This is a genomic window from Pedobacter sp. Leaf170 (genome assembly GCF_920984665.1).
Taxonomy (GTDB): domain Bacteria; phylum Bacteroidota; class Bacteroidia; order Sphingobacteriales; family Sphingobacteriaceae; genus Pedobacter.
This window is the reverse complement of sequence record NZ_CAKLBP010000007.1, coordinates 279,340-291,113: the sequence shown is the minus strand read 5'-3', so window position 1 is coordinate 291,113 and position 11,774 is coordinate 279,340. Positions and strand designations below refer to the sequence as shown.

General features: G+C 34.7%; 16 protein-coding genes. 11 read left to right on the top strand and 5 right to left on the bottom strand.

Features of this window, described 5'->3' with window-relative positions:
* The 3 genes from LUA90_RS17030 (at window position 1) to LUA90_RS17020 (ending at window position 1,447) form a co-directional block, all read left to right on the top strand.
* Window positions 1-420: a response regulator gene (locus tag LUA90_RS17030; protein WP_231491845.1), complete on the top strand. Its 420-nt coding sequence runs from the start codon at window positions 1-3 to the stop codon at window positions 418-420.
* Between the two features lie 77 nt (window positions 421-497).
* The gene (locus tag LUA90_RS17025; RefSeq protein WP_231459564.1) at window positions 498-1,106 is read left to right on the top strand and encodes a biliverdin-producing heme oxygenase; all 609 of its coding nucleotides are present in this window, start codon (window positions 498-500) and stop codon (window positions 1,104-1,106) included.
* A gap of 161 nt (window positions 1,107-1,267) precedes the next feature.
* Window positions 1,268-1,447 (top strand): hypothetical protein, encoded by a 180-nt coding sequence (locus LUA90_RS17020; protein ID WP_010602585.1) that lies wholly within the window; start codon window positions 1,268-1,270, stop codon window positions 1,445-1,447.
* A gap of 404 nt (window positions 1,448-1,851) precedes the next feature.
* Here the strand turns inward: LUA90_RS17020 and LUA90_RS17015 are convergent, their stop codons facing one another.
* Both LUA90_RS17015 and LUA90_RS17010 read right to left on the bottom strand, forming a co-directional pair.
* On the bottom strand, window positions 1,852-2,103 hold the full coding sequence (locus LUA90_RS17015; RefSeq protein ID WP_231459565.1) for a hypothetical protein: 252 nt from the start codon (window positions 2,101-2,103) through the stop codon (window positions 1,852-1,854).
* Window positions 2,104-2,137: 34 nt separating this feature from the next.
* Complete coding sequence (locus LUA90_RS17010; protein ID WP_231491843.1) at window positions 2,138-2,827, bottom strand: DUF3291 domain-containing protein; 690 nt, start codon at window positions 2,825-2,827, stop codon at window positions 2,138-2,140.
* A gap of 118 nt (window positions 2,828-2,945) precedes the next feature.
* Between LUA90_RS17010 and LUA90_RS17005 the strand changes: the two genes are divergently transcribed.
* The 8 genes from LUA90_RS17005 to LUA90_RS16970 all read left to right on the top strand — a co-directional run bounded on the left by LUA90_RS17005 (window position 2,946) and on the right by LUA90_RS16970 (window position 9,188).
* Window positions 2,946-3,422 (top strand): GAF domain-containing protein, encoded by a 477-nt coding sequence (locus LUA90_RS17005; protein ID WP_231459949.1) that lies wholly within the window; start codon window positions 2,946-2,948, stop codon window positions 3,420-3,422.
* A 13-nt stretch (window positions 3,423-3,435) separates the two neighbouring features.
* The gene (locus tag LUA90_RS17000; protein WP_231459567.1) at window positions 3,436-4,041 is read left to right on the top strand and encodes a DNA-3-methyladenine glycosylase; all 606 of its coding nucleotides are present in this window, start codon (window positions 3,436-3,438) and stop codon (window positions 4,039-4,041) included.
* A gap of 51 nt (window positions 4,042-4,092) precedes the next feature.
* Complete coding sequence (locus tag LUA90_RS16995) at window positions 4,093-4,581, top strand: pyridoxamine 5'-phosphate oxidase family protein (RefSeq protein ID WP_231459568.1); 489 nt, start codon at window positions 4,093-4,095, stop codon at window positions 4,579-4,581.
* A gap of 65 nt (window positions 4,582-4,646) precedes the next feature.
* Entirely contained in the window at window positions 4,647-5,948 is a 1,302-nt protein-coding gene (kynU, locus tag LUA90_RS16990; RefSeq protein ID WP_231491842.1) for a kynureninase, read from the top strand.
* Window positions 5,949-6,812, top strand: a complete 864-nt coding sequence (locus LUA90_RS16985; protein ID WP_231459571.1) for a bestrophin family protein — start codon at window positions 5,949-5,951, stop codon at window positions 6,810-6,812.
* A complete protein-coding gene (locus tag LUA90_RS16980; protein ID WP_231459572.1) occupies window positions 6,809-7,711 on the top strand; it encodes a histone deacetylase in 903 nt (300 codons plus the stop codon). Before LUA90_RS16985 ends, LUA90_RS16980 begins: the two co-directional genes overlap by 4 nt.
* A 20-nt stretch (window positions 7,712-7,731) precedes the next feature.
* Window positions 7,732-8,415, top strand: coding sequence for a pseudouridine synthase (locus LUA90_RS16975; RefSeq protein WP_231459573.1), 684 nt, complete (start codon window positions 7,732-7,734; stop codon window positions 8,413-8,415).
* Between the two features lie 38 nt (window positions 8,416-8,453).
* A complete protein-coding gene (locus LUA90_RS16970) occupies window positions 8,454-9,188 on the top strand; it encodes a hypothetical protein (protein WP_231491841.1) in 735 nt (244 codons plus the stop codon).
* A gap of 13 nt (window positions 9,189-9,201) precedes the next feature.
* Here LUA90_RS16970 and LUA90_RS16965 read toward each other — a convergent pair whose 3' ends face one another.
* The 3 genes from LUA90_RS16965 to LUA90_RS16955 form a co-directional block, all read right to left on the bottom strand.
* Complete coding sequence (locus tag LUA90_RS16965; protein ID WP_231491840.1) at window positions 9,202-10,581, bottom strand: MATE family efflux transporter; 1,380 nt, start codon at window positions 10,579-10,581, stop codon at window positions 9,202-9,204.
* 65 nt (window positions 10,582-10,646) lie between these two features.
* Entirely contained in the window at window positions 10,647-11,273 is a 627-nt protein-coding gene (locus tag LUA90_RS16960) for a helix-turn-helix domain-containing protein (protein ID WP_231459578.1), read from the bottom strand.
* 10 nt (window positions 11,274-11,283) lie between these two features.
* Complete coding sequence (locus LUA90_RS16955; RefSeq protein ID WP_231459579.1) at window positions 11,284-11,769, bottom strand: YiiD C-terminal domain-containing protein; 486 nt, start codon at window positions 11,767-11,769, stop codon at window positions 11,284-11,286.
* Window positions 11,770-11,774 lie beyond the last annotated feature (5 nt).

Below are 11,774 nucleotides of genomic sequence, written 5' to 3'. Positions count from 1 at the left end.
ATGAAAACGCCCGATATATTTTACGTAGAAGACGATGTGGACTATGCATTTTTTATGCAGAGTGCAATTCAGGAAGTGAAAGACAGTTTAAACTTAACGATTGTTGAGGATGGAACAGAAGCGCTTCGAAAACTTCAAAACTTTGCCGATACTAAAACAAAACCCAAGCTGATATTGCTGGATTTAAACTTACCAGGCTTATCTGGTTTAGATTTACTTAAATTTATCCGAGATATTCCTTATTTAAAGTCTGTACCGGTAATATTGTTTTCTACCTCTGATAATCCTGATGATATTAAAGCATCAATAGAGTTTGGAGCTAATGCTTACTTAACTAAACCAAACGGATACGACAATTTGGTACAATGTGTACATTCGGTACACGATTTCTGGTTTAACCAGCATTTACGCTTAAATTAATTTTTACTTATATAGATTGAAGATTCGGTTTACGCCGAATCTTTTCTTTTTTACAACCATCGATATTTTAAATCACAATGATTGCCAATTTATTAAGAAATCAAACCGGAGATAAACACCAACAGTTAGAATCATTAATGTTTGTTAATGATATTATGAACAAAACTTTAAGCATCGAAAATTATAAAAAGTTGCTTACCATTAATTACATCATCCATCAAAAATTAGAACATAGCTTGGCAAATATGTTAGATGACAGCATTGCAAGCCAGCTCGATATGAAAAATAGATTGAAGCTTGAATCATTACAAAAGGATTTGACTTATTGGAACATTGATGTTTTAACCTTACCTCCATTAAATTTTGAATTGTATTTGCCAGCGCCCAATAATGCTGAAGTTTTAGGTGCGCTTTATGTACTAGAAGGCGCCACATTAGGCGGAAACGTGATTAAGAAGCATATTTTAGCCAATTCTAACTTTGAAGGCAAAGAAGCTGGTTTAAATTATTATGGTGTTTATGGTGATGATTTAAGCGCAAAATGGAAAACTTTTGTTGCTGTGTTAAATGAAACGGTGCAGGAGCAAGACTACGATAGAACCATTAATAGCGCCAATAAAACCTTTGAAAATCTGATAAAATTATCCAAACAGATGAACTGGAATACACCTGTTTTTTTAGGTTGAAAATCCAAAATATACCCTCATTATATTGCAAAGGCATGTTAGGGCTTTTCAAAATGTGCAAAACTTCTTTCAAATTTATATTTGCATTCTCTTGTTAATTCGAGGTAAATATGTATTATTGATGAAATAAATTTTTTAAACCTTAAAAACATCAATTAGCGATGGAAAAATTCTCAAAAGTTAAAGCTGCTGTAGCTGCAATAGAAGCAGATGTAGAAAAATTTTATAACGCTGGCAATGCAGCTGCTGGTACTCGTGTGCGTAAAGCAATGCAAGATCTTAAAGTTTTAGCACAAGAAATCCGTGCAGAAGTAACTGACAAGAAAAACTCTGGAAAATAATAATTTCGCGAGTACAAATAAAAAGGTCCCGACTATAAATCGGGACCTTTTTGCTTTTGTACCATTTCCATAAGGGTAATGGTGAATGTCTGTTAGCATAGTCAATTCACTATTATTCAATCCCGACATCAAATCTAACCTGAATAATTTTCTTGTACATTTATTTTGATCTACTAATGGATGCAGATTGCTCAATTCAGCTCAAATTATCATTTATTTGGCTATACGAGGCATCAAAATATAATTTTGTTTGCTATTATTAATAATTGAATATCAGCTATTTAGATTTATATTGCTCAAGTAAATAATTATATAGCTGAGCTTTAATTGCTGTATTTGGGCTTTAAATTCAAAATAAAATTCTGTTTAATAATTTTATGTACTGTAAATCAATTTGTTACATACTAATATTGATGTCTTTTATAAGCTAATCCAAAATCAATGCGCATCGTTTTAAAGCGCTCAATCACGGTAGCTATAAACTCTTCATCTAAGATTTCAAACACATCATTTACGCCACCCCCACTTAAGTCTAACTCTGCTAATTTATAGCTTTGTTCAAATGTGCCCTGTTCAAATTTCACTATGAACTTTTGGTTCATCGAAAAAATTGATATTTTACATTCCGGGTGCGGAAGTTCTGCTACAACTCTCATGGTTTTATATTGTTTAAATAAATTTATTGTGTTTTTAAAGAGATATGGATTGTCTGTTTAGGCTCCCTGTACATTGTATTATTGCGAAACGAGCAAATAATTCTTCCGAATACCATTTCCGTTGCCTGGTTAATTTTATAACGTCTGAGTGGTCGACAGATTTATAGGCATAATTTTTCATCGCCTCTACATTCTCCCAAATAGAAAAAGTTGCCTGATCTAAATAAGGGTTTTCACCAACGCCGGCAGATATTATAAATCCTTCTGCTTTGCGCATTTCTTTTGCAGCTCTAGAAATGTTGTCTCTAAATTCTTTACGCTTATTTAATTTAATGGCGGCTCTTGTAATTACTGCCACTTTTCCAGATTTATTTTCATTAGATTTTTCAATCTTAAATGGCTGTTTTCCTGACCATAAACCATGTGATGTTAAAGGTTTAAGTAATACAGTAAATTCTTCAATACCAAACATGCGAAACCATTTAATTGGGAATGAATGTTTGTAGAAGTCATCGCAATCTGCTTTATTCTCCCACGCTGTCAATATTGCCCAATGCTTAAAATCCGGACCTAAATCTACTTGTGCATCTTTTCCGGCACCCATCAATTTCCAGAATGAGCACTTTCTATTTAGTATTAATGGTAGCCTCAAAATAGCCATTCCTATAAAAGCGAATGGTATTGTTATGGGTTTAAACTTTGTTATGGTTAATGCTACAATCATTTATTAATCATTAATTCATTCAAAACTAATCAAATTATAAGTCCATGTTTTCAAATTTTTGTCATTATCAAAGTGAAATCTTAAAAACATGGTTATCATGATTAACTTTGCTTGCATTATGGCAGAAGATTTAACTATTGATAGAAACAAAACAAAGGCAGAACAATATGAATCATTAATCCCTCAAATTATGGCATTGCTTGATGGGGAAGAAGATTTCGTTGCGAATATGGCTAATGTATCAGCAGCACTTAAAGAGCAGTTTAACTGGTTTTGGGTAGGTTTTTATCTTGTAAAGAATGATGAATTAGTTTTGGGTCCATTTCAAGGTCCGGTTGCTTGTACCCGCATTAAAAAAGGCAAAGGTGTTTGTGGCGCTTCATGGGCACAATCCAAAACGCTTATTGTACCAAATGTTGATGAATTTCCTGGTCATATTGCGTGTGCAACTGCATCTAAATCAGAAATCGTTTTGCCATTGATAAAGGATGGTGAAGTAATTGGTGTGCTTGATGTAGATAGTGAATACTTAAATCATTATGATAATATTGATAGTGTTTATTTACAGCAGGTTATATCAATTTTATTAAAGTAATAAGTTAATTATTTTGAAGCTAAAAGCCGAATATTATTTAAATTCTGATGCAATTTTTCTGGCAAAGGATTTATTAGGAAAGGTGCTCTATACCAACATTGATAATGAATTAACTGCTGGCATTATTGTCGAAACTGAAGCTTATTTTGGTGTTAAAGATAAAGCTTCACATGCTTATGGAGGCAGAAGAACCGGCAGAACAGAAACGATGTATAGCGAAGGTGGTGTTGCTTATGTTTATCTCTGTTATGGTATGCACCATCTTTTTAATGTTGTAAGCGCTGCCAAAGATGAACCGCATGCGATTTTGATAAGGGCGATTGAGCCAATTCTTGGAATTGATATCATTGAGCAAAGGCGTAACATGTTACTTTCAAAACCAGCAATTTCATCCGGACCAGGTTCGGCGGCAAAGGCTTTGGGTATTGATAAAACTTTTAATGCTAAAAACTTAACAGGTGATGAAATCTGGATAGAGGATTATGGTATAAAATATGAGGACATTGAAATAGCTGCTACGCCTCGTGTTGGGATTGCTTATGCAAAGGAACATGCTCTATTACCCTGGCGTTTTTTTGTTAAAGGAAATAAATATGTTAGTAAACCAAATAAGGTTTAAACTAAAACATTTCTAACATACCGCTGTTTTTCATCTATATAAAATTAAGCTATGAAAAACGAGAAAAATATATCAATTCTAAAAGAAATGGCTGAAAGTGTAAGAACATGTATGTTTACTACAGTTTCAACTAAGGATGAATTCGGTAGTCGCCCAATGGGTACTGCAAAAATTGAAGAAGATGGAAGTATTTGGTTTTTTACCAATGAATATTCATTAAAATCGAAAGAAATTTCAAAAGATAATAATGTTCTGCTTGCTTATAGTGAGCCGTCTAAAAACACTTATCTAACTGTAAAGGGGAAGGCAGAATTAGTAGATGATAAAGTTAGAAAAGAAGCTTATTTTAATCCATTTGTTAAAGCATGGTTTCCTGATGGCGTTGAAGACCCAAGATTGATTTTGATAAAAGTTACACCAGAAGAAGCAGAATACTGGGATTCATCATCATCAAAAATTGTAGTTTTATTTAGCATATTAAAGGCTGTTGTTACTGGCGATACACCAGATATTGGCAAACACGACACGATAAAATTTTAACAATTATCAAAACAGATTGAAGCAGGATTGGAAACAATGCCTGCTTTTTTTGTAATATTGAGGCAATGAATTTTGAAAATAATTTAGCTTTCGCAAAGCACTTGGATGAAACAGATTCTTTAAAAGAATTTAGGTCTGAATTTCTATTTCCAAATCATAAAAATGGAGAGTTTATATATCTGTGCGGCAATTCTTTAGGTTTGCAACCTAAAGTAGCAAGAGAGGTTTTAAATCGTCAGCTAGATAATTGGGCAAACTATGCTGTAGAGGGCTGGTTTGATGGTGAGGAACCTTGGATGTTTTACCATAAAGCGCTTAAAAATTTGATGGCCCCGATTGTTGGGGCATCACCAATGGAGGTTTGTCCGATGAATACGCTAACGGTAAACCTTCATTTATTGATGGTGAGTTTTTATCAACCAAAAGGCAAACGCTTTAAAATTATAATGGAAGGTGGTGCTTTTCCTTCCGATCAATATGCCATTGAAAGTCAGGTTAAGTTTCATGGCTTTAATCCAAATGAAGCAATTATAGAGGTATTTCCAAGGGAAGGCGAAGAAATTTTAAGGAATGAAGATATTGTTGCTAAAATCAAAGAAAATGGCGAGGAAATAGCCTTAGTCCTTTTTGGAGGAATTAATTATTATACCGGCCAATGGTATGATATGGAGAAAATCACTACGGCTGGTCACGATGTTGGTGCAATTGTGGGCTGGGATTTAGCCCATGCTGCAGGTAATGTGCCGTTACAGTTGCACAATTGGGATGTAGATTTTGCATGCTGGTGTTCATATAAATATCAAAATTCTGGTCCTGGTGGAATTAGTGGCATTTTCGTCCATCAAAAACATCATAACAATACCAGCCTGAATCGCTTTGCGGGATGGTGGGGTTATCAGGAAAGTAAACGTTTTAAAATGGAAAAGGGCTTTGTTGCGGAAGCAGGTGCAGATGGTTGGCAGGTGAGTTGTACGCAGGTAATGCCAATGGCGCTTTACCACGCGTCGCTACAAATTTTTGATAAAGCCGGCAATGTAGAAGCGCTTAGGAATAAAAGTATAAGTTTAACTGGATATTTAGAATTTATTATCAATCAGGTTAATAAAGAAATTAATTTGTTGCAGTTTAAAATAATTACACCTAAAAACCCCATAGATAGAGGATCGCAACTTTCTATCATCGCAGCGCAAAAAGGAAAAGAGATTTTTGATGGTTTGATTGATTTCGGGGTGCTTGGAGATTGGCGTGAGCCAAACGTGATACGCTTAAGTCCGATTCCCTTGTATAATTCTTTTGAAGATATTTATTTAACCGGACAAGCGTTATTAAAAGTATGCAAACAAGTTTTAAACATTAACATAAGCTAAATGATTAATTATAATCCTAAAGATTGGTTTACTTTCATATTTAATGTTCATAAGGCTGATACCATCCGGAAATTATGGCCGCTGATGTTAAGCGTTTCAATTTTCTCGGCATTAGTGGCTTTCTTGGAATTGAATGTTTTTAAACTTTCTAAAAGTGATTATGTAAGTAATATCGGCATGATGCACAGTTTACTTGGCTTTGTAATATCGATGCTACTGGTATTTAGAACAAATACATCTTACGACAGGTGGTGGGATGGCAGGAAGCTTTTAGGAAACTTAACCAATGTTAGCCGAAACTTTTCAATGAAAATTAAGGCTTTAAATCTATCCAACGATGACGTTCGTTTCTTTGAATATGGTATTCCAAAATATGCCTTTGCTTTAAAAGAACATTTACGTGAGAAACAATATTTTGGTAAAAACAGTTTTTTGATAGAGGTTGAAGCCGGTAAACATATCCCCAATCAAATTGCGAGCAGTATGATTTCCAGATTGTACGCTTTAACGGCAAGCCAGCAAATCTCTCAAGAGCAATTAATCGTGTTAACAAATGACGTGAACCAATTTACTGATATTTGTGGCGGCTGTGAACGAATAAAAAATACACCGATTCCATTTTCTTATAGTGCCTTCATAAAGAAATTCATTTTTATTTATGTGCTTACCATACCAATTGGTTGGGTTTTCAGTTTAGGCTATTACCTGGTATTAATCGTTCCCTTTATTCTTTATGTATTAGCGAGTTTAGAGCTGATAGCTGAGGAAATTGAGAATCCATTTGGAGAGGATGCAAACGACTTACCGGTTGATCAGATTTGTGACAATATCGAAAAGCACGTGGAGGAAATATTAGGTAAATGATAAAAGTTGCCTGGCATCCGCTGTATGCACATCCACTGCCCGAAGGGCATCGTTTCCCGATGCTTAAATATGAATTAATTCCCGGACAACTTTTGCACGAAGGTACAATCTCTGAAGAAAACATTTTTCATCCGGAGCCTTTGGCTGAAGAACATGTACTTCTTACGCATGATGTTTCTTATTGGAAACATTTGAAAAATTTGACGCTTCCTGCTAAAGAACAAAGAAGAATAGGTTTTCCGCTTAATGCTCAGCTAATTGAACGCGAATTACGGATTGCCCAAGGAACAATAGATGGGGCACAATTTGCAATGGCTAATGGAATTGCATTTAATGTTGCAGGTGGAACGCATCATGCAGGTAGCAATTGGGGAGAAGGATTTTGTATGCTTAACGACCAAGCTATTGCTGTTAACTATTTATTAAATAAGAAATTAGCTTATCGCATATTAATTATTGATTTAGATGTTCATCAAGGTAACGGCACAGCAGAAATTTTTCAAAATCATCCAAAAGTTTATACTTTTTCCATGCATGGCGATAAAAATTTTCCGTTTAGAAAAGAGCTATCAAACTTAGATGTTGCATTAAACGATGGTATTGGAGATGATGAATATCTTTCCATAATGCTTAGTAATTTAGAAAAGGCATTTCTGGAAGCTAAACCAGATTTTGTATTTTACTTATCAGGTGTTGATGTTTTAGCCACCGATAAGTTAGGGAAACTTTCGCTAAGCAAAATGGCCTGTAAGGAGCGGGATAATATTGTTTTGCAAGCGTGTAGGAGTAAAGGCCTGCCTGTCCAAGTAAGCATGGGAGGCGGTTATTCTGCAGATATTAAAGATATAGTTGATGCGCATTGTAATACTTACCGATTAGCATTTGACTTGTTTACTTAACAATATCCTTATCTTCGCCCATGCTCGAAATCATTTATCAGGATGAACATTTAATTGCAATAAATAAACCGCATGGATTATTAGTGCACCAATCATCAATTGCCAGAGATGCTACCGAATTTGCGCTTCAAATGCTCCGAGACCAGGTTGGCAAACACGTAAGCCCGGTACATAGACTGGATAGAAAGACTAGTGGTATATTACTTTTTGCTTTTGATAAAGTAGCCGAAATTGCTATGCATCAACAGTTTATGAATACTGAAACTGATAAAAAATATCTTGCGATACTACGTGGTTTTGCCCCAGATATAATGGACATAGATTATCCCTTGGCTAAAGAAAACGGAACCATGCAGGATGCATTTACGTCATTTAAAACCCTGCAAAAGGCTGAGGTTGATATACCTTTGGGCAAACATGCAACCTCAAGATATTCATTAGTTGAAGCTACCCCAAAAACAGGAAGGATGCACCAGCTAAGACGGCATTTTAGTCATATTTTGCATCCAATAATTGGCGATAGAACACATGGCTGCAATAAGCAAAATAAATTCTTTTTAGAGCAATGGAATATGACAACCATGCTCTTACATGCATCCGAACTAAGCTTTTTTCATCCCATTAGTAAAGAAAGGATTTATTTGAAAGCGGATTTACATGACGAATTTAAAAGAGTAATGGATTTTATGAAAATGAAACTTTAGCACAATTTTTGTCAACAAATTCTGTTTATTAAACATCTATGATAAAATACTTACGTTTAACAGTTCCGGTTTTTGCGCTTTTTATGGCCAGTTGTTCTTCAGTTTACATGCCAAATGTTCCGAATACACCAATGCTCAGCAAGCAAGGCGAATTTAGTGGTGGCGGACATATTTCTTTAAAGGGTAATGCCAGTATAAATGGCGCTTATGCGGTTTCAAATCATTTTGGTGTTTTGTTTAGCGCTTCTACAATGAATAATGAACGAAAAACTAAAGATTTTGGACACAAGCTTGTTGAAATTGGTGGCGGATATTTTGACACCTTTGGACCAGATGATAACAGGATTATCGAAATCTATGCAGGCGTTGGAAAGGGCTGGAGCGACATAACTTTTAGAGATTATAAAAATGATATTTTAATAAGTAATGAAGTGCAGGAGGTTGATTTCCGCAAAGCCTTTTTGCAAGTTAATTATAGCTCAAAAAAGAAGAATAATTTAAGGTTGTTCGGAACAGATTTTCCGATTAACTATGGTACGGCATTAAGAATAAGCCATCTAACAATGGATAGGTTTTTTATAAATGGTGTTGTTCAACCTAAAGAAGATAACATTTTCTTTGAGCCAATTTTCTTTACACGTATGGCATTAAGTAAAACTTTTCAACTGCAATATACAACCAGCAGCAATATTGGTTTAAAAAGCAGAAAATACATGTCGGCAGGAAATTCAATTTTCACTATCGGCTTAATTGTTAATGTTGGCGGTAAATAATCAACATTTACAGTTAATTTATTAATTGTTTTTCGGCCTTAATATTTAATGCTTTAGTTTTATTCTGGAATCTCAAAAACAATAGGATAGATGCAGTTAATAAACCGAAAGTTAGACCATACCAAATCCCGTTAACGCCCAAATTAAACTTAAAGCCTAAAACATATCCAATAGGAATGCCTACAACCCAATATGCTAAAAATGTAATAAAAGTAGGCACATTAACATCTCCAATGCCGCGTAAAACTCCTAAACCTACAACTTGCGTACCATCAAATAATTGAAAAAAGCCGGCAATGATTAGTAATTGAGCAGCAATTTTAATCACATTTAAATCTTCTGTATAAATGAAAGGCATAAGGCTGTTTGCCAGGATGAAAATTATTGCTGTACAACTCATAAACAACAAAATAACGTGATAGCTGGCAATAGCGGATTTTCTTAAATCATCAAAATTATTTTTACCAAAATTATTACCTGTTTTAATTGTTGCTGCAGATGCAATTCCACTTGCAATCATATACGTCATTGCAGCCAGGCTTATCGCAATTTGATGTGCGGCTTGTTCTGTTGCGCCAATAGTTCCAATTAGTACCGCTGCACCACTAAATGCACTAATTTCAAATGAATATTGCATGGCAACTGGTGCACCAATTTTGATAATTTTAATTGCCCTAACTTTATCAATAAAAGTTGCTTTAAAATTGATAAGATACTTTCTGAAATGTTTTGATCTTAGCACATAAATCGCCATTACGGTAGCCATTAAAATTCTGTCAATCAATGTGCTAAGTCCAACACCGCTTACGCCCATCGGTTTAATGCCAAACATTCCTTTAACGAAAATGATTCCTAATATTATGTTAATTGCATTGCCCCAAATAGATACAAACATGGCTTGTTTGGTAAAACCTAAACCTTCGGCAAATTGCTTAAATGTTTGAAACACCAGCAATGGAATAATAGATACAGAGAGGAAACCAAGATATGGCTTTGCATAATAAACTACAGCAGGTGTTTGTCCTAAATTATCGATAACAAGCAATACACCAAAATGAACAAGGCAGTAAAGTAAAATGCCTATCAAAACATTAATTATCAAACTGTTTGATAAGAGTTTTCCGCACTCTTCAGGATTAGAGCGTCCGTTTTCTTGAGCGATTAATGGCGTTAAACCATAAGAAATACCCAAACCGATAACCATAATTAAAATAAATATGCTGTTCACTAAAGATACGGCGGCAAGTTGCGTAGTATCTGTAAAATGACCAACGATTACGCTATCGGCCATGTGCACCAACGTATGGCCAACCTGCGAGCCTACAATCGGCAATGCCAAATGAAGGTTTTCTTTATAATAAGGTTTGTATTTTGAGTAAATTTTTGAAAACATAAGTCTGCGAAGTTCGGCTTTTTAAACTTCAAAAAGAATGATAAATCGAACGAAAATCTAAGGAGTTATACTGCTGTGAAATACTCTTCCTTTTCGGAGGTATTGGATTTAATTACGTTTGCCAAAATAAGGTTTACAATAATTTTTTGCGCCTTGCGATAAGAGCTTCTCATTAATTTGCTGTATTCTTTTAGCGTTATTTTATCGTTTTTGTCCAGATATTCGAGTAGCTTTTTCTCGTTATCAGAATAAGAGATAAGCACACCGTTATTTTTATGGTCATTCTTTAAAACTTCGACAATAATTTTGCTTGCTAAAACGCTTTTATCATCTATACGAATATATGCCCACCATTTGTTATCCTCATCTAAAGCATAATGTGGTTTGGTGTCGCTTTCCGGTATATTAGCAACCAAAATCAATTTATCATCTACATAAATTTCTTCAAAGTTTGGTTCAATTGCAGGTTTGCAAAATTGGTGTGCTGCAGTTAAAATCATATACCTTTCTTCATCTTCAGCTTTCACTCCCTTTATTGTACCATCATCAGCTACTCCAATTAATAATTTGCCGCCTTTATTATTTGCAAAAGCGACCAGGCTTTTGGCAATTTTGCCAGTATTGGTAATCGTTTTTTTGAAATCAAGCGTAACGCCTTCACCCTGCAAAATCAAACTTTTAATACTCGGCATATAAAATAGATTAGTAAGCAACTCTAGGCTGTTCGCCCTGGTGCAGGTTTCTTATGTAAACTTCATTCATTACTGTGGCGCAAAGTTCGCCCTGTTTATTCGTAATTTCCATAGGGTAGGCTTTTACAAACTTGCCTACGGTTTTCAAAGCTTGTTCTGCTTCTAAAATCATTTCTTCGGTAACGTTTATCGTAAAAAATAAATCCGAACGCCCGGGTTTTAAGTATTGAATTGATGCACTTTTAAGCCAAACCCTTACTTTTAAACCTCTGCGTTGCATCAACTGATCAAAAAGTAAAGCATAAAAAGGATCTGTTGCAGCATAAATGGTTCCGCCAAAAATAGAACCATTATAATTTTTATTTAAAAAGCTTTTACTCAGCTTAACCGTACAACTTGTAAAATCGTTCTCAAATTTTTGAACCCAAATGCGCTGAAAGAATAGTGGGGGATAAAGGCGCATAACCCATTTAAGGGTGTTTTGAGAAATAATCATAATTA

What these genes read in the sequence shown, in the direction of transcription:
- LUA90_RS16980 (WP_231459572.1), top strand. Translation starts at nt 6,809, where the DNA reads ATGATAAAAGTTGCCTGGCATCCGCTGTATGCACATCCACTGCCCGAA.
- LUA90_RS16970 (WP_231491841.1), top strand. Translation starts at nt 8,454, where the DNA reads ATGATAAAATACTTACGTTTAACAGTTCCGGTTTTTGCGCTTTTTATG.
- LUA90_RS16975 (WP_231459573.1), top strand. Translation starts at nt 7,732, where the DNA reads ATGCTCGAAATCATTTATCAGGATGAACATTTAATTGCAATAAATAAA.
- LUA90_RS17005 (WP_231459949.1), top strand. Translation starts at nt 2,946, where the DNA reads ATGGCAGAAGATTTAACTATTGATAGAAACAAAACAAAGGCAGAACAA.
- kynU (WP_231491842.1), top strand. Translation starts at nt 4,647, where the DNA reads ATGAATTTTGAAAATAATTTAGCTTTCGCAAAGCACTTGGATGAAACA.
- LUA90_RS16995 (WP_231459568.1), top strand. Translation starts at nt 4,093, where the DNA reads ATGAAAAACGAGAAAAATATATCAATTCTAAAAGAAATGGCTGAAAGT.
- LUA90_RS16965 (WP_231491840.1), bottom strand. Translation starts at nt 10,581, where the DNA reads ATGTTTTCAAAAATTTACTCAAAATACAAACCTTATTATAAAGAAAAC.
- LUA90_RS16985 (WP_231459571.1), top strand. Translation starts at nt 5,949, where the DNA reads ATGATTAATTATAATCCTAAAGATTGGTTTACTTTCATATTTAATGTT.
- LUA90_RS17025 (WP_231459564.1), top strand. Translation starts at nt 498, where the DNA reads ATGATTGCCAATTTATTAAGAAATCAAACCGGAGATAAACACCAACAG.
- LUA90_RS17030 (WP_231491845.1), top strand. Translation starts at nt 1, where the DNA reads ATGAAAACGCCCGATATATTTTACGTAGAAGACGATGTGGACTATGCA.
- LUA90_RS16960 (WP_231459578.1), bottom strand. Translation starts at nt 11,273, where the DNA reads ATGCCGAGTATTAAAAGTTTGATTTTGCAGGGTGAAGGCGTTACGCTT.
- LUA90_RS16955 (WP_231459579.1), bottom strand. Translation starts at nt 11,769, where the DNA reads ATGATTATTTCTCAAAACACCCTTAAATGGGTTATGCGCCTTTATCCC.
- LUA90_RS17015 (WP_231459565.1), bottom strand. Translation starts at nt 2,103, where the DNA reads ATGAGAGTTGTAGCAGAACTTCCGCACCCGGAATGTAAAATATCAATT.
- LUA90_RS17020 (WP_010602585.1), top strand. Translation starts at nt 1,268, where the DNA reads ATGGAAAAATTCTCAAAAGTTAAAGCTGCTGTAGCTGCAATAGAAGCA.
- LUA90_RS17010 (WP_231491843.1), bottom strand. Translation starts at nt 2,827, where the DNA reads ATGATTGTAGCATTAACCATAACAAAGTTTAAACCCATAACAATACCA.